This is a genomic window from Micromonospora sp. DSM 45708 (assembly GCF_039566955.1).
Taxonomy (GTDB): Bacteria; Actinomycetota; Actinomycetes; order Mycobacteriales; family Micromonosporaceae; genus Micromonospora.
In genome coordinates this window covers 4,235,002-4,251,892 of record NZ_CP154796.1, presented here as the reverse complement: position 1 = coordinate 4,251,892, position 16,891 = coordinate 4,235,002, and the positions used below count along the sequence as shown (strand labels likewise).

Sequence of the window (16,891 nt, the reverse complement as noted above, 5' to 3'; positions counted from 1 at the left end):
CGGGGTTCCTCCTGTTCCGCCGGTGTCGTGTCGCGAACCGTGGGCCGGTCCGCTCACCAGCGCGTCGTCTCGTTCCGGTGCCCGAGTGCGGCCCACACCTCGGAAATCGTCTGGTAACGCGTGTCGTCCGGCAGACTCTCCAGGGCGGCGACGATGTCCGCCGGCGCCTCGTTCTCCCGCGCGTTGGCCACCAGCGCGTCACGGTCGCCGGGCAGCGCCGCCATGCCGATGAACCGACCGAGGCGGCTGCGCGCCTCCACGTCCGCCGAACTCATCCCCTGCGGGGTGCCGGTGCGCAGGTCGCCGGCCGGCGCCGTGGTGGCCTCGGGCTGGTCCTCGCCGGACGGCTCGGGCTGGCGGAACTCGTCGACCCGGGCACCGCCCGCGCCCGGACCCTGGACCAGGCCGCTGACCTCGCTGCTCATGTCGTCGTCGACCCGGGGCGAGTGCTTGCTGCTGCCACGTTCCATGCCTCAGAGATGCCCCGGGTGACCGCCGGTAAACCGGAGCCGGCCCGGGGAGCCGGTCATCCGGCCCGGAACCGGGCGGTGTTCAGGAGCCGGCCGGCGCGCGGGGCGGCAGCACCGGCTCCGCCGGGTCCTCGACGCCGGCCTGTATCGCCCGGCCCCGCTGCAACTCCGCGTTGACCTGCACACCGAGCATCAGCGCGCAGTTCGACAGGTACAGCCAGACCAGGAACGCGATCACCGCGCCGAGACTGCCGTAGGTGACGTCGTACGAGCCGAAGTTCGCCACGTAGAGGCCGAAGCCGAAGGACGCCAGCACCCAGGCCACCAGCGCCAGCCCGCCGCCCGGGGTGAGCCAGCGGAAGCGCGGCTGCCGCACGTTCGGCGCGATCCAGAACAGCAGCGACAGCAGCGTCATCGCGACCAGGGCGAGCAGCGGCCACTTCGCCACCGACCAGGTGGTCCGGGCCAGACCGCCGGCGTTCAGTCGGTCGCCCACCGCGTCGGTGACCGGGCCGCTGACGATCAGCCCGGTGGCCACCACCGCCAGCAGCAGCATCGTCACCGCCGCCATGCCGATCTGGAGCGGGCGGAGGCGGTAGAACGGCCGCCCCTCCTGGACCCCGTAGATCGCGTTGGAGGCCCGGGTGAACGCGCCGATGAACCCGGACGCGGACCAGAGCGCGCCGAGCAGACCGAAACTCAGCAGCGCCTTCGCGGGACCCTGCTGCTCGACCACGGTGCGTACCACGCCGACGAACGCGTCGTTGCCGACGACCGAGCCGGCGCCGATCTCCCGGGCCAGGTCGATCACGGTGTCCACCGTGCGGGGGCCGTCGGAGACCAGGCCGACCAGGGCCACCACCACGATCGTGGACGGGAAGAGCGCCAGCACCCCGTAGTAGGTGAGCGCGGCGGCCCAGTCGGCGCAGTTGTCCTTCACGAAGCCCTGCCCGCTGCGCAGCAGCACGCCCCGCCAGGTGCGCCAGTCGAGCTGGCGCATCCGGCGGGGGAAGCGGGCGCGGGCCGCGCCGTCGACAGTGGGTGGTGTCGTCGCCGTCATGACCGCCTCCTCCACGCGCCGGGTGCGCCACCGGGGCGTGGCCGGGCGGTACCCCACCACGGAAATCGACAAACCGTGCACCGGTTTGTCCTCGGGACCGGGGGGAACGACAACTGACACCCGATCGAGACGGAGGTGGACGAGATGCCCGGGCGCGAGGTGTTGCCCAGCACGTTGAAACGCTCTCCGGCCAAGGCGCAGCGGACCTGGGAGAAGACGCACGACTCGGCGGTCGAGACGTACGGCGAGGGGGAACGCGCGCACCGCGTCGCCTTCGCCGCGGTCAAGCACGAGTACGAGAAGGTGGGCGACCACTGGGAGGCCAAGGGCCGCAAGGGGCCGAGCGACAGGCAGGCCGCCGGCGGTGGGCCGACCCGGCGCGCGCCCACGGCCGGCGGGGTGGACGCCAACGCCACCAAGGACCACCTGATGGCGGTGGCGAAGAAGCTCGACGTGCGGGGCCGCTCCCGGATGACCAAGCCGGAGCTGGTGAAGGCGATCGAGAAGGCGAACGACAACGCCACCCGCAAGGCCCGCGGCGGTCGCTGACCCGTCACGGGTACGACGAGGGAGCCCGGGACCGCGCCGGTGCCGGGCTCCCTCGTGCGGGTTCTCACCAGTGGCCGCCGCCCGGCGCCTCCAGGTGGACCACCTTCACGGTGCTGAACTCGTCGAGCAGCTCCGGGCCGTACCCGAAGCCCTGGCCGCTGCCCCGGCGCGGCTGGCCGGCCCCGCCCGGCGCCCCGCCGAACACGGCATTGACCTTGACGGTGCCGACCGGCAGCTCCCGCCAGGCCCGCTGGGCGTGGCTCATCGAGCCGGTCAGCACGGTGGCGGCCAGCCCGTACGGGGAGTCGGCCGCGCACCGCAGCCCCTCGTCGAACGAGTCGACCACCACCACCGGCGCGACCGGGCCGAACGTCTCCTCGCGCACCAGCGCCATCTCGTGCCGGCAGCCGTCGACCACGGTGGCCGGGTAGAACGCGCCCGGCCCGTCCGGCACCGCACCTCCGGTGCGGATCCGGGCGCCCTGCGCCACCGCGGCGGCGACCTGCCCGTGCACGTGGTCCCGGTGTCGCCTGTCGACAAGCGGGCCGAGCCGGGTCCCCGGGTCGCGGCCGGGGCCCACGGCGAGCGCCTCGGCGCGGGCCACCAGCGCGTCGACGAACTCCTCGGCGACGTCACGGTGCACGTAGACGCGTTCCACCGCGACGCAGATCTGCCCGGCGTTGGCGAAGCAGCCCAGCGCCGCCTGCTCGGCCGCCCAGACCGGGTCGACGTCGGCGTCGACCAGCAGCGGGTCGCTGCCGCCGTTCTCCAGCAGCACCTTGGCGCCGGTCCGCGCGCCCGCGGCGGCGATCGCCCGGCCGGTGGCGGTCGAGCCCACGTGGGCCACCACGTCCACCTCCTGCCCGGCCAGCGCCGCGCCCACCTCGCCGCCGCCGGTCAGCAACGACAGCACGCCGGCCGGCAACGCCGCGTCCAGCGCCCGGGCCAGCAGCCAGCCGGTGGCCGGGGTGCGTTCGCTCGGCTTGTACACCACCACGTTGCCGGTCACCAGCGCCGCGCCGAGCAGGCCGCAGGAGACCGCCACCGGGTCGTTCCACGGGGTGATCGCGGCGACCACGCCGCGCGGCTCCGGCGTCATGAAGTCCACCGCGGCGCGACCGCCGTGCAGTGTCCGGCCGCCCCGCACCGGCGCCAGCTCGGCGTACTGCCGGAGCGTGCCGACGCCCGCCGCCACGCCGCCGCGGGCGTCGTCGAGCGGTTTGCCCATCTCCGCGGTCGTCGCCTCGGCCAGCTCGTCGGCCGCCGCCTCGACCGCGTCCGCGGCCCGGTGCAGCGCGGCGGCCCGCTCGGCCGGGGCGGTCGCCGCCCACTCCGCCGCCGCGCCCCGGGCCGCCTCCACCGCCTTGGCCACCTCGTCCGCGCCGGCCACCGGCGCGCGGGTCACCGGCGTCCCGTCGGCCGGGTCGTGGACGACCAGCTCGCCGCCCTCGCCCCCGGCGCCCCACACCCCACCTATGAGCTGTGCAACCGTGTACATGCCCGTGCTTGCCCCGGTCCGGGCCGGGCAAACGCGTTTCGCCCGGTCACCGGCCGGGTAGGCGGACCGGATGACTTCCACCGCCGACGCCGTCGTCATCGGGGCCGGGCACAACGGGTTGGTGGCGGCGAACCTGCTGGCCGACGCGGGCTGGGACGTGCTGGTCCTGGAGGCCACCGAGGCGCCCGGCGGCGCGGTGCGCTCCGCGTACGTCACCGCCCCGGGCTACCTCAGCGACCTGTACAGCTCCTTCTACCCGCTGGGCTTCGCCTCCCCGGTGCTCGGCGGGCTGGGCCTGGAACGCCACGGCCTGTCCTGGACCACCGCCCCGGACGTGCTGGCGCACCTGCTCCCCGACGGGCGGGCCGCGGTGGTCAACCGCGACCTGGACACCACCGCCGCGTCGCTGGAGGCGTTCGCGCCCGGCGACGGGGAGCGCTGGCGGCACGCGTACGCCGACTGGCTCCAGGTGGCGGAGCCGATGCTGGACGCCATCACCAGCCCGTTCCCGCCGGTCCGTGGCGGGGTGGGCCTGCTGCGCCGGCTGCGGGTCGCCGGCGCGCTGCGACTGGCCCGCCGGCTCGTGCTGCCGGTGCGCAAGCTCGGCGCGGAACTCTTCGAGGGTGAGGGCGGGCCGGCGCTGCTGGCCGGCTGCGCCCTGCACACCGACCTGTCCCCGGAGGAGGCCGGCTCCGGCGTGTACGGCTGGCTGCTCGCCATGCTCGGCCAGCAGGTCGGTTGGCCGGTGCCGGTGGGCGGCGCGCAGCGGATCACCGACGCGCTGGTGGCCCGGCTGGTCGAGCGCGGCGGCCGGATCGAGTACGACGCCCGGGTCGAGCGGGTGCTCACCGCCCGGGGCCGCGCGATGGGGGTGCGGACCGCGGACGGGGCGGACCGGCGGGCGCGGCGCGCCGTGCTCGCCGACGTCCCCGCCCCGGCGCTCTACCTGGACCTGGTCGGCGCGGCGGCGCTGCCGCCCCGGCTGGTCGAGGATCTGGCGCACTTCAAGTGGGACGGCTCCACGCTCAAGGTCGACTGGGCGTTGTCGGCGCCGGTGCCGTGGCGGAACCGGGACCTCGCCGGCGCCGGCACCGTGCACCTCGGCGCGGACCTGAACGGCCTCACCACGTACGCCGCGGCGCTGGCCCGTGGCGAGGTCCCGGCGGATCCGTTCCTGTTGGTCGGACAGATGACGGTGGCCGACCCGAGCCACTCCCCGCCGGGCACCGAGTCGCTCTGGTCCTACACCCACCTCCCGTTCCGCCGGCACTGGCGGGCCGAGGAGGTGGCCGGGCACGTGGAGCGGATGGAGGAGGTGCTGGAGGCCGCCGCGCCGGGCTTCCGCGCGTCGATCGTCGGCCGGCACGTGGCCGGTCCGGCCGATCTGGAGGCGGCCGAGCCGAGCCTGGTGGGCGGCGCGTTGGGCGGCGGCACCGCGGCGGCGTACCAGCAGCTCTTCCTGCGGCCGATCCCCGGGCTGGGTCGTGCGGACACCCCGGTGGACCGGCTCTACCTGGCCAGCGCCTCGGCCCACCCGGGCGGTGGGGTGCACGGCGCGCCGGGCGCGAACGCCGCCCGCGCCGCGCTGGCCCGTGACCGCGCGCTCACCGGCCAGGTGTACGCCCGCGCGATCGCCGCGGCCCACCGCACCGTCTACCGCTGACGGCCGTCCGCCGCCGCGCGGCCCGGCGCCGGGTGCCGGCGGTCGGCATCCCAGCCCGTTGCCGACGGTGACGAGGTTCGGACGGACGCCAGGTCCCGCCGCCGCCTTTGCTCTGCAGCCCCATACGCATCGGTCACGCACCGTACCCGACATGAGCGTCGGGCGGTGGCCGGGTGAATCATGGCCGAGCAGCTCAGAGGCGTGCTGCGTCGATGGGTGCAGAGCAAAGGGCGGCGAGCGTACCCACGTCCACGCGCCCCGGAAGTCACGCTGCGTCAGAATGACGCAGCGTGATTGTCAGGAGTCGATGTTGCGGTGCCGGGTGCGCAGCTTGAACGGCATCAGCGCACTCTCGATCTTGGTGGCCGTGGTCATCTTCGAGTCGCCCTCGCGGCGCTCCTCGAAGCGGATCGGCACCTCCAGGATGGTGTGGCCCAGCTTGGTGGCGAGGTAGTGCATCTCCACCTGGAAGCTGTAACCGTTGGACTGCACCCGGTCCAACCCGATGGCGCGCAACGCGTCGGCCCGCCAGATCTTGAAGCCGGCGGTCAGGTCGCGGATCCGCACCCGCAGCAAAGTGTGCACGTAGAGGTTGGCCCAGCCGCTGAGCGCGCGGCGGTAGAGCGGCCAGTTCTCGTCCAGCTCCCCACCGGGCACGTAGCGGGAACCGATGACCACGGACGCCTGGGTGGAGAGCAGCGCGCCGAGCATGCCGGGCAGCGCCTCCGGCGGGTGCGACAGGTCGGCGTCCATCTGGGCGACGTACTCCGCGCCGTCGTCGATCGCGCGGCTGATGCCGTCCACGTACGCCCGGCCGAGGCCCTCCTTGCCGGGGCGGTGCACCACCAGGACCCGCTCCGGGTGCTCGATGGCCAGCTTGTCGGCGACCTCGCCGGTGCCGTCGGGGGAGTTGTCGTCCGCGACGAGCACCTTCAGGCCGGGCAGCGGCAGCGCGAGGAGGCGCTCGACCAGCACCGGGAGGTTGCCCGCCTCGTTGTAGGTCGGAACGACGACGGTCAGGCGCGCGTCCGCCCACGGGGAGGGCAACTGCACGGGTTCGATCATCACGGACTTCCTCGGTCGGCCGACAGGTTCACCTGAGAGGGTAGCCAGTCCGCTTACCGGCGTCCGCACAGACGCCCCGCGATCGACCGCTCACCGCTCCGACTTCTGCCGCGTCGCGATGTCCGACAGCCGGGCCAGCGTCTCTCTGTTACGCAGATGCAGCACGAGGTCGTTCAGCTTGGTCCGGACCCACCGCAGCGGCCCGGCCGCGAAGTCCTCGCCGATGGTGACCCGGGTCCGGCCGTCGCCCAACGGCTCCAGGACGAACGCCACGATCGCCTCGCCGGCCGGCCAGAGGCCGGCGCGCAGCACGAGGCGATGCGGCGCCTGGCACTCCAGCACCGTCGACGCGTCCTGGAGCGAGAACGGCCACGGGCCGGCCCGGTGGTGCAACCGGCTGCCCACCCGGGGCCAGGTGTCGTCCACGTCCCGCACGTGGGCGGTGCCCACCACCCAGTCGCTGTAGGTCCAACCGTCGGCCAGCACCTCGAAGACCCGGTCCGGGGACGCGTCGATCACTTTCTCCACCACCGCCACGGGTGTCCGGTACCCCCGCCGGTGCCGTCGCTAACGGCAGCCGGGTTAGCTTCTCGGAGGCGGCGGGTAACCGGGGCTGACGTTTACTCCTCGGGGGGTCGGGAACCCGCCGCCCGTGCGACGGGACCACGAGCGGGATCAGTGCAGGTCAGCCCGGGTTTACCCGGGTGCTGACCGGCTCCCGTCCGGCCTGTACGAGGCGGTGCTGCTGGACCGGGACGGCACGCTCGTGGAGGACGTGCCGTACAACGGCGACCCGGAGAAGGTCCGGCCGGTGCCGGGTGCCCGGGAGGCGCTGGACCGGCTGCGCGCGGCCGGGTTGCGGCTGGCCGTGGTGACGAACCAGTCCGGACTGGCCCGGGGCTACTTCACGGCGCACGACCTGCACCGGGTCAACGCCCGGGTCGAGGAGCTGCTCGGCCCGTTCGACAGCTGGCAGATCTGCCCGCACGCGGAGCCGGACCGGTGCGGCTGCCGCAAGCCCGCGCCGGGGCTGGTGCACGCCGCCGCGCGTGCGCTCGGCACCACGGCGAGCCGGTGCGTGCTGATCGGGGACATCGGCGCCGACATGGCCGCCGCCGCCGCAGCCGGCGCCGCCGCCGTCATGGTGCCCACGCCGGCCACCCGGGCCGCCGAGGTGGCCGCCGCGCCGACCGTCGCCGCCGACCTGCCGGACGCGGTGGACACCGTGCTGGACCGGATGCGGCTGGTGGCCGCGCCGCCGCCCGACCGGCGCCGCAGCGCCGGCACGGTGCTGGTGGCGCGCAGTGACGCGGCCGGCGACGTGCTGGTCACCGGCCCCGGAATCCGGGCGGTCGCGGCCGGCGCCCGCCGGGTGGTCCTGCTCTGCGGCCCCCGCGGCCGGGCCGCCGCCGAGCTGCTGCCCGGCGTCGACGACATCATCGAATGGCCACTGCCCTGGATCGACGCCCCCGCCCCACCCGTCGACCCCACCGCCATCCGCGCGCTCACCGACCGGCTCGCCGCCGTCCAGGTCGACGAGGCCGTCATCTTCACCAGCTTCCACCAGTCCCCCCTGCCCCTCGCCCTGTTGCTGCGCCTCGCCGGCGTACCCCGCATCAGCGCCATCAGCGACGACTACCCCGGCACCCTGCTCGACGTCCGCCACCGCGTCCCCGCCGGCGTCCCCGAACCCGAACGCGCGCTCTCCCTCGCCGCCGCCGCCGGCTACCCCCTGCCCGACCACGACGAACCCGCGCTGCGCCTGCGCACCGACCGGTTGCCGCCCGTCCCGGCCGCGGCCGGAGCGCCCGGCTACGTGGTGCTGCACCCGGGCTCCTCGGTGGAGACCCGGGCCTGCCCGGTCGAGCTGGCCACCCGGGTGGTCCGGGTGCTCGGCGCCGCCGGCCACCGGGTGCTGGTCACCGGCGGGCCGGACGAGCGGGAGCTGACCGCGCGGGTGGCCGCCGCCGGCGGCGTCGACCTGGGCGGACGGACCGGGCTGGACGAACTGGCCGCCGTGATCGCCCGGGCCGGCGCGCTGGTGGTGGGCAACACCGGCCCGGCGCACCTGGCCGCCGCGCTGGGCGTGCCGGTGGTCAGCCTGTTCGCCCCGACCGTCCCGTTCGGCCAGTGGGGACCGTACCGGGTCCCGACCGTCCGCCTCGGCGACGCCGGAGCGGCCTGCCGGGACACCCGCGCCACCGCCTGCCCGGTCCCCGGACACCCCTGCCTCTCGGCGGTCGAACCGGGCCGGGTGCTGGAGGCGCTGCGGCTGCTCGGGGTGGCCGGATGAACATCCTGCTGTGGCACGTGCACGGGTCCTGGACCACCTCGTTCGTGCACGGCAAGCACCGCTACCTCATCCCGGTCAACCCGGCGCGGGACGCCTACGGACTCGGCCGGGCGCGCACCTACCCCTGGCCGGACAGCGCCGTCGAGGTCACCCCGGAGCAGCTCCGCCACACCGACGTCGACGTGGTCGTCCTGCAACGCCCCGAGGAACTCGACCTGGCCGCCCAGTGGCTCGGCCGCCGCCCCGGCCGCGACCTCCCCGCCGTCTACGTCGAGCACAACACCCCCAAGGGCGACGTCCCGAACACCCGCCACCCGATGGCCGACCGCGACGACCTGCTGCTCACCCACGTCACCGGATTCAACGAACTGTTCTGGGACAACGGCGCCACCCGCACCACTGTGGTCGACCACGGCGTCGTCGCCCCGGCCGTCGAATGGACCGGCGAACTCGACCGCCTCGCCGTGGTGATCAACGAGCCGGTACGCCGCTGGCGGGTCACCGGCACCGACCTGCTCGCCCGGTTCGCCGCGCTGGCGCCGCTGGACGTCTACGGCATGAAGGTGGCCGGGCTCGCCGCCCATCTCGGGCTGCCCGAGGAGCGACTGACCAGCCACGACGACGTGCCGCAGCACGCGATGCACGCCGAGCTGGGAAAACGACGCGCCTACCTGCACCTGTGCCGGTGGACCTCGCTCGGGCTCAGCCTGGTCGAGGCGATGACCATCGGCATGCCGGTGGTCGCGCTGGCCACCACCGAGGCGGTCGAGGCCGTACCGCCCGCCGCCGGAGCGCTCTCCACCCGGGTCGACGTGCTGCTCGACGCCGCCCGGGGCCTGCTGGACGACCCGGCGGCAGCCCGCCGGGCGGGCGCCGCGGCCCGGGCCGCCGCCCGCGACCGGTACGGCCTGGAGCGTTTCCTCGCCGACTGGGACCGGCTGCTGGAGGAGGAAGTATGCGCATCGCGATGATCTCGGAACACGCCAGCCCGCTCGCCGTCCTCGGCGGGGAGGACGCCGGTGGCCAGAACACGCATGTCGCCGAACTCTCCGCCGCGCTCGTGGCAGCCGGACACGACGTCCGCGTCCACACCCGCCGCGACGCGGTGGACCTGCCGGTGACCGTACGCGCCCCGGACGGGTACGAGGTGGTGCACGTGCCCGCCGGCCCGGCCGAGCCGGTGGCCAAGGACGACCTGCTGCCGTACATGCCAGCGTTCTCCGACTGGCTGGCGGACCGGTGGCGCACCGGTGACTGGCAGCCCGAGGTGGTGCACGCGCACTTCTGGATGAGCGGGCTGGCCGGGCTCGCGGCGGCCCGGCGCACCGGCGTGCCGATCGTGCAGACCTACCACGCGCTCGGCACCGTCAAGCGTCGCCACCAGGGCGCCCAGGACACCAGCCCGCCGGGTCGCGTCGACCACGAACGGGAGCTGGGCCGCTCGGTGGACCGGGTGGTCGCCCAGTGCCAGGACGAGGTCGCCGAACTGGTCCGGCTCGGGGTGCCCCGGTCCCGGATGACCGTCGTGCCGTCGGGGGTGAACCTGTCCACGTTCGGCCCGCTGGGCCCGGCCGCCGGGGCCGACGGCGGCCGGGCCCGCATCCTCACCGTCGGACGGCTGGTCGAGCGCAAGGGCTTCCAGGACGTCATCCGCGCCACCGCGCTGGTGCCGGACGCGGAGTGCGTGGTGGTCGGCGGTCCGCCGGCCGGGCTGCTGGAGACCGACCCGTACGCGATGCGGTTGCGGGCGCTGGCCCACTCGCTCGGCATCGCCGACCGGGTACGCCTGGTCGGCGCCGTGCCGCGCGAGGAGATGGGCCGCTGGTACCGCTCGGCGGACGTGCTGGTGGCCGCCCCCTGGTACGAGCCGTTCGGGCTCACCCCGCTGGAGGCGATGGCCTGCGGCGTGCCGGTGATCGGGACCGCGGTCGGCGGGCTGATCGACACCGTGGTGCCCGGCCGCACCGGCGACCTGGTGCCGGCCCGCGACCCGGCGGCGCTCGGCGCGGCGATCCGGGGCCTGCTGGGTGACCGGATCCGCCGCTTCGCCTACGCCACCGCGGCGCTGGAACGGGCCCGGACCCGCTACTCGTGGGCGACCGCCGCCGACCGGCTCGGCGCGCTGTACGGCGAGGTGGCCACGGTGCGTCGGCGCACCCGGGTGGTCGCCTGATGACGGCCACCCCGACGCCCGGCGCCACGGTGCTGGCGGACCACCTGACCCGGCTGGCCGGCGCGTTGCTGCCGCTGCGCGAGGCGGAACACCTGCTCGCCCGCTGGGGCGGTGAGCTGGCGCACCGCCTCGCCGCGGGCGGCCGGTTGCTGGTGGCCGGCAACGGCGGCAGCGCCGCCGAGGCCCAACACCTCACCGCCGAACTCGTCGGCAAGCTCCGCCACGAGCGCCGACCCCTGTCCGCCATCGCCCTGCACGCCGAAACCAGCGCCCTCACCGCCATCGGCAACGACTACGGCTACGACGAGGTCTTCGCCCGCCAGGTCCGCGCCCACGGCCGACCCGACGACCTGCTCCTCCTGCTCTCCACCAGCGGCACCAGCAGCAACCTGCTCACCGCCGCCCACGCCGCCCACGACACCGGCCTGCGCTGCTGGGCGTTCACCGGCCCCGCCCCCAACCCCCTCGCCGACCTCTGCCACGAGCGGTTGGCGGTCGACTCGCCGGACAGTCAGGTGGTGCAGGAGCTGCACCTGGTCGCCGTGCACGTGCTCTGCGAGTACGTCGACCGGGCGCTGCCGGCGGCGCTGGCCGCCCGTGCCCCGGCCGGCCCGGTGCGCACCGGCGTCGAGGTGGTGCTCGGCGACCCGGATCCGGAGGTGCAGGCCCGATGAGGAGGTCGAGCATGGCGGGACCCGTGGTGGTGCTCGGTGACACGCTGCTGGACCGGGACGTCGAGGGGTTGGTGAACCGGCTCTGCCCGGACTCCCCGGTGCCGGTGCTCGACGAAACCACGTCCGTCGACCGCCCCGGCGGGGCCGGCCTCGCCGCCGTCTTCGCGGCCGGGCTGGGCGCCGAGGTCGCGCTGGTCACCGCCGTCGCCGACGACGCCGGCGGGGCCCGGCTCAGCACCCTGCTCGCCGCCGCCGGGGTGCAGCTCTACGCGCTCCCGCTGGCCGGCGCGACGCCGGAGAAGATCCGGCTGCGGGCGCGCGGGCGGGTGCTGCTGCGCCACGACCGGGGCGGGCCGACAGGCGTGCCGGGGGAGCCGGGCGAGGCCGTGCTGCGGCTGCTCGCCGACGCGTCCGCGGTGCTGGTCAGCGACTACGGCCGGGGCCTCGCCGGGCAGCCCGTGCTGCGCGCCGCGCTGGCCGCCACCCGGGCGCCGGTGGTCTGGGACCCGCACCCGCGCGGCCCGGCGGCCGTGCCCGGCGTGCACCTGGCCACCCCGAACGAGCCGGAGGCCCGTGACCTGGCCAAGACACCGCCGGGCGGGTCCCGCCTGGCGAACGCGTCCCGGAGCGCGCAGGCGCTGCGCCGGCGCTGGCAGGCCGGCGCGGTCGCGGTCACCCTGGGCGGGGACGGCGCGCTGCTCTGCCACGCCGGCTCCACCCCGCTGGTGGTGCCGGCGCCGCCCGCCGAGGGGGACACCTGCGGCGCGGGCGACCGGTTCGCCGCCGCGGCGACGCTGGCGCTGGCCCGGGGCGCGCTGGTGTCCGAGGCGGTGCAGGAGGCGGTCGCCGAGGCGTCCGCGTACGTGGCCGGCGGGGGAGTGACCACCGCGTTGCCGGCGCCGGTCCGGGCGGTCGCCCCGGCGGTGGTGACCGTCGGCGGGGACCGGATCGGCGCCGGGGCGGCCGGTGAGGTGCTGGCCCGGGTACGCGCGGCCGGCGGCACGGTGGTGGCCACCGGCGGCTGCTTCGACCTGCTGCACGCCGGGCACGTCGCGACGCTCCAGGCGGCCCGGCGGCTCGGTGACTGCCTGGTGGTCTGCCTCAACTCCGACGCGAGCGTGGCCGGGCTCAAGGGACCGGAGCGCCCGGTCGTGCCGCAGGGCGACCGCAGCCGGCTGATCGCGGCGCTGGGCTGCGTCGACGCGGTGCTGATCTTCGACGAGCCGACCCCGCACGCGGCGCTGTCCTGGCTGCGCCCGGACATCTGGGTCAAGGGCGGTGACTACGCCAGCGGCGGCGGCACGGAGACGCTGCCGGAGTCGGCGATCCTGGCCCGCTGGGGCGGCCACACCGTGGTGGTGCCGTACCTGGACGGGCGCTCCACCACCGACATGATCGCGGCGGCCCGCGCCGGCCGCGGCAGCGCCCGCCGGCCGGCCGGCGCGGGCGCGGAGAACGGCCGGGAGCCGGTCGTCCGGTCCACGGCGAAGGGAGCACGATGAGCGCGCCACGCAACCGGCCCGGCGCCGGGCCGACCGTGCTGGTCACCGGCGGGTCCAGCGGCCTCGGCGCGGCGGTGGTCGCGGCCGTGGCCCGCTCCGGCGGCCGGCCCCTCGTGCTGGACCGGCAGCGGCCCGCCGACGGGGTGCCGTGGGCCGAGTGCGACCTGGCCGACACCCGGGCCGCCGAGGCCGCCACCCGGGACCTCGCGGAGCGTTCCGGCGGGTTGGACGCCGTGGTCACCGCCGCCGGCGTGGACGTGCCCGGCAAGCTGGCCGACGTGCCGGCGGAGACGTGGGAGCGGATCGTCACGGTGGACCTGCTCGCCACCGCGGCGGTGATCCGGGCCGCGTTGCCCTTCCTGGAGGCGTCCCGGGGCACCATCGTCACGGTCGCCTCCACGCTCGGCGTGAAGGCGGTGGGCGACGCGACCGCGTACTGCGCGGCGAAGTTCGGGGTGGTCGGCTTCACCAGGGCGCTCGCCGCCGAGCTGGCCGGCGCGGTCGGGGTGACCCTGCTGATCCCCGGCGGCATGCGCACCGCGTTCTTCGACGAGCGCGACGAGCAGTACCGGCCCGGACCGGACGCCGTGCTCAACGAGCCGGCCGACACCGCCGCCGCGGTGATGTTCGCGCTCTCCCAGCCGGCCGGCTGCGCGGTCCGCGAACTGGTGGTCTGCGCCGAGCGGGAGTCCTCGTACCCGTGATCCTGGTACTGCGCGCGCTCGGGGTCGGCGACCTGGCCACCGCCGTCCCGGCGCTGCGCGGCCTGCGCGCCGGTCTGCCCGGCCGGGAGCTGGTGTTGGCCGCCCCGGCCTGGCTGGCGCCGCTGGCGGCACTGACCGGGGTGGTCGACCGGGTGCTGCCCACCGCCGGGCCGGACCGGATCCGGTGGATCGGGCCGCCGCCGGAGGTGGCGGTGAACCTGCACGGTCGGGGACCGCAGTCGCACCGGGCGCTGGCCGCCGTCCGGCCGGGTCGGCTGCTCGCCTACCGGAACCCGTCGGCCGGCCACCTCGACGGTCCGACCTGGGACGCCGACGAGCACGAGGTGCGTCGCTGGTGCCGGCTGCTGCACGCGTACGGCCTGCCGGCCGACGCCGGGGACCTGGCGTTGCGGCGGCCGGCCGTGGTCGGCGTACCGGCCGGGGTGACGGTGCTGCACCCGGGCAGCAAGGTGCCGGCGAAGCGCTGGCCGGCGGACCGCTTCGCCGGGCTGGCCCGGACGTTGACCGCGGCCGGCCACCGGGTGGTGCTCACCGGCTCGGCCGACGAGCGGGCGCTGGCCGCCCGGGTGGCCCGCGCCGCCGGGCTGCCGCCGGCGGCGGTGCTGGCCGGTCGGACCGGCCTGACCGAGCTGGCCGCGCTGGTGGCCGACGCGCGCCTGGTGGTGAGCGGCGACACCGGCGTGGCCCACCTCGCCACCGGGTACCGGACCGCCTCGGTGGTGCTGTTCGGGCCGGTGTCGGCGGCGCACTGGGGTCCACCGCCCGACCGCCCCCGGCACCGGGCGCTCGGTCGCGCCGACGCCGCCGGACCTGCCCCGGATTCGACCGGTTCCGCGGGGGTAGGAACGCATCCGACATTGGATGCCATCGGGGTCGACGAGGTGGTGGCGGCGGTGGCCGAGGTGGAACGGGTCTCCGGTGCGGTTGCGGCGTAGCGATCCGGGCCGGCCGGGGTACGCCCGGCGGCGGCGCGGCAAGGGCTGGCTCTTCCTGGACGCGAAGGGCGAACCGGTGCGTGACGCCGACGAGCTGGCCCGGCTGCGCGCGCTGGTCGTCCCGCCCGCCTGGCGGGACGTGTGGATCTCGCCGTACCCGAACGGGCACATCCAGGCCACCGGCATCGACGCGGCCGGCCGCAAGCAGTACCTCTACCACCCGCAGTGGCGGCGCAAGCGCGACGAGGCGAAGTTCGACCACGTGCTGGAGGTGGCCCACCGGCTGCCGACGCTGCGCGACCGGGTCGCGCACGACCTGGCGCTGCGCGGGCTGCGGCGGGAGCGGGTGCTGGCCACCGTGGCCCGGCTGCTCGACATGGGGGCGTTCCGGGTGGGCAGCGACCAGTACGCGACCGGCGACGACCCCACGTTCGGCGTGGCGACGCTGCGACCGGAGCACGCCCGCTCGCGCGGTGGTTGCGTGGTGTTCGAGTTCCCGGCCAAGGGCGGCATCGACCAGGTCCGCCGCGTCGAGGACGCGGAGCTGTGCCAGGTGCTGCTCAACCTGCGCCGGCGGCGCCGCGCCCAGGAGCGGCTGTTCGGCTACTGGGACGGTCGCGGGTGGCGCGACGTGCGCAGCGACGAGGTGAACGACTACCTGCGCGACGCCAGCGGTGGGGAGATGACCGCGAAGGACTTCCGCACCTGGCACGCCACCGTGCTGGCCGCCGCCGAGCTGGCCTCGGTGGGCCCGCAGCGGTCCGTCACCGGGCGTCGCCGGGCGGTGGCGGCGGTGATGCGTTCGGTCGCCGAGCTGCTCGGCAACACGCCGACGGTGGCCCGCACGTCCTACGTGGACCCGCGGGTGGTCGACCTGTACCACGACGGGGTGCTGGCACCGGTGCAGCCGGAGATGCCGCGCGAGGCGGTGGAGAAGTTCGTGCTGGCACTGCTGAAGGAGGAGGCGACCGACTGAGCCCGACCGGCCCCGTCGGTCCTGGGGGAGAAACGACGGGGCCGGAGCCCGGGTGCCGTCGATTGCGGCGCGGGAGGGCCACCGGGCGGCCGCCCGCGGCTGGACCGCCGCGGGCGCCACGCCACGGCCCCCCGTTACCAGCGGGTCGTCACCGTCACCGGTGTCGACCCGGGTTCATTGTGTGCGAGTCGAGTTGACTTCGGACGCCGCGCTGTTGACGATCCGTGCCTGTTCCAGGTGACGCGCCCGGAACGCCTGCGGTGTCTCCGCCTGGGTGGCCCGGAAGGCGCGGCTGAAGTGGGCCTTGTCCCGGAACCCCCAGCGGCCGGCGATGACCTGGATGGACCGGTCGGCCAGCGCCGGGTCGGCGAGGTCCCGCCGGCACCGGGCCAGCCGCTCGTCCCGGATGTACGCGGCGACCGTGGTCTCCTCGTCCTCGAAGAGCCGGTGCAGGGACCGCACCGACAGGTGGTGGGCGTCGGCGATCGTGCCGGGGCCCAGCGTCACGTCGCCGAGGTGCTGCCGGACGTACGCGTGCACCTGGGCGAGCAGCGCGCGGCGCCGGACCTCGGTCGGCACCGCCTCCTCGGAGACCAGGTGGCGACCGAGCAGCGTGGCGATCAGGTCGAGCGCGACGCCGCCCAGCCGGTCCGCGTCGACCGCGTGGTACTGGTCCGGATGGCCGGTGATCCGGATGAGGTAGTCGGCCAGCAGGGCGCCGATCCCCTCGGCGCCGGACATCCGGCTGGCGAACAGCGGCGTGAGCCGGCGGTGCGGCAGCGGCAGCGCCTCGTACGGGATGAGCGCCACGATCGACGCGGCGGACCGGTCGTCGGCACGGTCGGTGTGGTGGCTGAGTTCCTGGGGCCGGGCGCAGTCGTAGAAGGTGAGGTCGCCCGGTGGACAGACCCCCCGCTGCCCGTCCTGGTCGGCGATGCCGGTGCCGACGAGCGTCAGCGCCAGCAGGTAGCAGTCGGCGTCGGAGCGGCTGATCAGCTTGCGGGTCCGGATCCCGTGCAGCGGCGGGTAGCGGTGCCGGATGAGCCGCATCGGCCCCAGTTCGAGGAACTCGGCCCGCGCCTCGAAGTTGTCGGCGTGCTCGGTGCGGACCCGCATCAGCGTGGGCGTCCGGGCGAGCATCTCCAGCCAGAGCCCGAAGCGGTCGGCGGCGGGTATCTGTGCGGTGTCGAAGATCTGTGGTTGCATCGGTGTGTCCATGAACGACCCCCGTGGTCTGTCGACATCCCTCCACAAACACGACGCCCCACGGGGCCGAAACGCGGCACCCGTGGGGCGTGACGTCCGTCA

The 16,891-nt window shown here is 75.7% G+C and carries 16 protein-coding genes; 10 read left to right on the top strand and 6 right to left on the bottom strand.

What is annotated here, in order from left to right:
- Nucleotides 1-53: 53 nt before the first annotated feature.
- Together VKK44_RS18020 and VKK44_RS18015 are read right to left on the bottom strand one after the other, a co-directional pair.
- Nucleotides 54-470, bottom strand: coding sequence for a DUF2795 domain-containing protein (locus VKK44_RS18020; RefSeq protein WP_343442267.1), 417 nt, complete (start codon nucleotides 468-470; stop codon nucleotides 54-56).
- 82 nt (nucleotides 471-552) lie between these two features.
- Nucleotides 553-1,530, bottom strand: a complete 978-nt coding sequence (locus VKK44_RS18015; RefSeq protein WP_343442266.1) for a YihY/virulence factor BrkB family protein — start codon at nucleotides 1,528-1,530, stop codon at nucleotides 553-555.
- A gap of 144 nt (nucleotides 1,531-1,674) precedes the next feature.
- Between VKK44_RS18015 and VKK44_RS18010 the strand changes: the two genes are divergently transcribed.
- Nucleotides 1,675-2,079 (top strand): ChaB family protein, encoded by a 405-nt coding sequence (locus VKK44_RS18010; protein ID WP_343442265.1) that lies wholly within the window; start codon nucleotides 1,675-1,677, stop codon nucleotides 2,077-2,079.
- Between the two features lie 64 nt (nucleotides 2,080-2,143).
- Here the strand turns inward: VKK44_RS18010 and VKK44_RS18005 are convergent, their stop codons facing one another.
- Nucleotides 2,144-3,577, bottom strand: a complete 1,434-nt coding sequence (locus tag VKK44_RS18005) for an aldehyde dehydrogenase family protein (protein WP_343442263.1) — start codon at nucleotides 3,575-3,577, stop codon at nucleotides 2,144-2,146.
- 70 nt (nucleotides 3,578-3,647) lie between these two features.
- On the opposite strand from VKK44_RS18005, the gene VKK44_RS18000 reads away from it, so the two are divergent.
- Complete coding sequence (locus VKK44_RS18000) at nucleotides 3,648-5,240, top strand: phytoene desaturase family protein (protein WP_343442262.1); 1,593 nt, start codon at nucleotides 3,648-3,650, stop codon at nucleotides 5,238-5,240.
- A gap of 297 nt (nucleotides 5,241-5,537) precedes the next feature.
- On the opposite strand, the gene VKK44_RS17995 is transcribed toward VKK44_RS18000, so the two are convergent.
- Together VKK44_RS17995 and VKK44_RS17990 are read right to left on the bottom strand one after the other, a co-directional pair.
- Complete coding sequence (locus VKK44_RS17995; protein WP_343442261.1) at nucleotides 5,538-6,305, bottom strand: polyprenol monophosphomannose synthase; 768 nt, start codon at nucleotides 6,303-6,305, stop codon at nucleotides 5,538-5,540.
- Nucleotides 6,306-6,395: 90 nt separating this feature from the next.
- Nucleotides 6,396-6,842 (bottom strand): SRPBCC family protein, encoded by a 447-nt coding sequence (locus VKK44_RS17990; protein WP_343442259.1) that lies wholly within the window; start codon nucleotides 6,840-6,842, stop codon nucleotides 6,396-6,398.
- A gap of 115 nt (nucleotides 6,843-6,957) precedes the next feature.
- Here VKK44_RS17990 and VKK44_RS17985 point away from each other — a divergent pair, with 115 nt between their 5' ends.
- Genes VKK44_RS17985 through VKK44_RS17950 form a run of 8 tightly spaced genes read left to right on the top strand, consistent with a single transcriptional unit; the run spans nucleotide 6,958 to nucleotide 15,583 of the window.
- The gene (locus tag VKK44_RS17985) at nucleotides 6,958-8,598 is read left to right on the top strand and encodes an HAD-IIIA family hydrolase (protein ID WP_458351544.1); all 1,641 of its coding nucleotides are present in this window, start codon (nucleotides 6,958-6,960) and stop codon (nucleotides 8,596-8,598) included.
- Nucleotides 8,595-9,569: a glycosyltransferase gene (locus VKK44_RS17980; RefSeq protein ID WP_343442258.1), complete on the top strand. Its 975-nt coding sequence runs from the start codon at nucleotides 8,595-8,597 to the stop codon at nucleotides 9,567-9,569. Before VKK44_RS17985 ends, VKK44_RS17980 begins: the two co-directional genes overlap by 4 nt.
- Nucleotides 9,554-10,771, top strand: coding sequence for a glycosyltransferase (locus VKK44_RS17975; protein WP_343442257.1), 1,218 nt, complete (start codon nucleotides 9,554-9,556; stop codon nucleotides 10,769-10,771). The genes VKK44_RS17980 and VKK44_RS17975 overlap by 16 nt, the downstream gene beginning before the upstream one ends.
- Nucleotides 10,771-11,445, top strand: coding sequence for a D-sedoheptulose-7-phosphate isomerase (locus VKK44_RS17970; RefSeq protein ID WP_343442256.1), 675 nt, complete (start codon nucleotides 10,771-10,773; stop codon nucleotides 11,443-11,445). Before VKK44_RS17975 ends, VKK44_RS17970 begins: the two co-directional genes overlap by 1 nt.
- 11 nt (nucleotides 11,446-11,456) lie before the next feature.
- Nucleotides 11,457-12,947: a PfkB family carbohydrate kinase gene (locus VKK44_RS17965; RefSeq protein WP_343442254.1), complete on the top strand. Its 1,491-nt coding sequence runs from the start codon at nucleotides 11,457-11,459 to the stop codon at nucleotides 12,945-12,947.
- Nucleotides 12,944-13,651: an SDR family oxidoreductase gene (locus VKK44_RS17960; RefSeq protein WP_343442253.1), complete on the top strand. Its 708-nt coding sequence runs from the start codon at nucleotides 12,944-12,946 to the stop codon at nucleotides 13,649-13,651. Before VKK44_RS17965 ends, VKK44_RS17960 begins: the two co-directional genes overlap by 4 nt.
- Nucleotides 13,648-14,607 carry a glycosyltransferase family 9 protein gene (locus VKK44_RS17955; protein ID WP_343442252.1) on the top strand — a complete coding sequence of 320 codons (960 nt, stop codon included), beginning with the start codon at nucleotides 13,648-13,650 and terminating at the stop codon, nucleotides 14,605-14,607. Before VKK44_RS17960 ends, VKK44_RS17955 begins: the two co-directional genes overlap by 4 nt.
- On the top strand, nucleotides 14,591-15,583 hold the full coding sequence (locus VKK44_RS17950) for a DNA topoisomerase IB (RefSeq protein WP_343442251.1): 993 nt from the start codon (nucleotides 14,591-14,593) through the stop codon (nucleotides 15,581-15,583). Before VKK44_RS17955 ends, VKK44_RS17950 begins: the two co-directional genes overlap by 17 nt.
- Before the next feature lie 174 nt (nucleotides 15,584-15,757).
- Here the strand turns inward: VKK44_RS17950 and VKK44_RS17945 are convergent, their stop codons facing one another.
- Complete coding sequence (locus tag VKK44_RS17945; RefSeq protein ID WP_343442250.1) at nucleotides 15,758-16,789, bottom strand: AraC-like ligand-binding domain-containing protein; 1,032 nt, start codon at nucleotides 16,787-16,789, stop codon at nucleotides 15,758-15,760.
- Nucleotides 16,790-16,891 lie beyond the last annotated feature (102 nt).

Excerpts from the sequence above, each read along its gene's own strand:
- VKK44_RS18020 (WP_343442267.1), bottom strand. The coding sequence starts at position 470 with ATGGAACGTGGCAGCAGCAAGCACTCGCCCCGGGTCGACGACGACATG.
- VKK44_RS18015 (WP_343442266.1), bottom strand. The coding sequence starts at position 1,530 with ATGACGGCGACGACACCACCCACTGTCGACGGCGCGGCCCGCGCCCGC.
- VKK44_RS18010 (WP_343442265.1), top strand. The coding sequence starts at position 1,675 with ATGCCCGGGCGCGAGGTGTTGCCCAGCACGTTGAAACGCTCTCCGGCC.
- VKK44_RS18005 (WP_343442263.1), bottom strand. The coding sequence starts at position 3,577 with ATGTACACGGTTGCACAGCTCATAGGTGGGGTGTGGGGCGCCGGGGGC.
- VKK44_RS18000 (WP_343442262.1), top strand. The coding sequence starts at position 3,648 with ATGACTTCCACCGCCGACGCCGTCGTCATCGGGGCCGGGCACAACGGG.
- VKK44_RS17995 (WP_343442261.1), bottom strand. The coding sequence starts at position 6,305 with ATGATCGAACCCGTGCAGTTGCCCTCCCCGTGGGCGGACGCGCGCCTG.
- VKK44_RS17980 (WP_343442258.1), top strand. The coding sequence starts at position 8,595 with ATGAACATCCTGCTGTGGCACGTGCACGGGTCCTGGACCACCTCGTTC.
- VKK44_RS17975 (WP_343442257.1), top strand. The coding sequence starts at position 9,554 with ATGCGCATCGCGATGATCTCGGAACACGCCAGCCCGCTCGCCGTCCTC.
- VKK44_RS17970 (WP_343442256.1), top strand. The coding sequence starts at position 10,771 with ATGACGGCCACCCCGACGCCCGGCGCCACGGTGCTGGCGGACCACCTG.
- VKK44_RS17965 (WP_343442254.1), top strand. The coding sequence starts at position 11,457 with ATGGCGGGACCCGTGGTGGTGCTCGGTGACACGCTGCTGGACCGGGAC.
- VKK44_RS17960 (WP_343442253.1), top strand. The coding sequence starts at position 12,944 with ATGAGCGCGCCACGCAACCGGCCCGGCGCCGGGCCGACCGTGCTGGTC.
- VKK44_RS17945 (WP_343442250.1), bottom strand. The coding sequence starts at position 16,789 with ATGCAACCACAGATCTTCGACACCGCACAGATACCCGCCGCCGACCGC.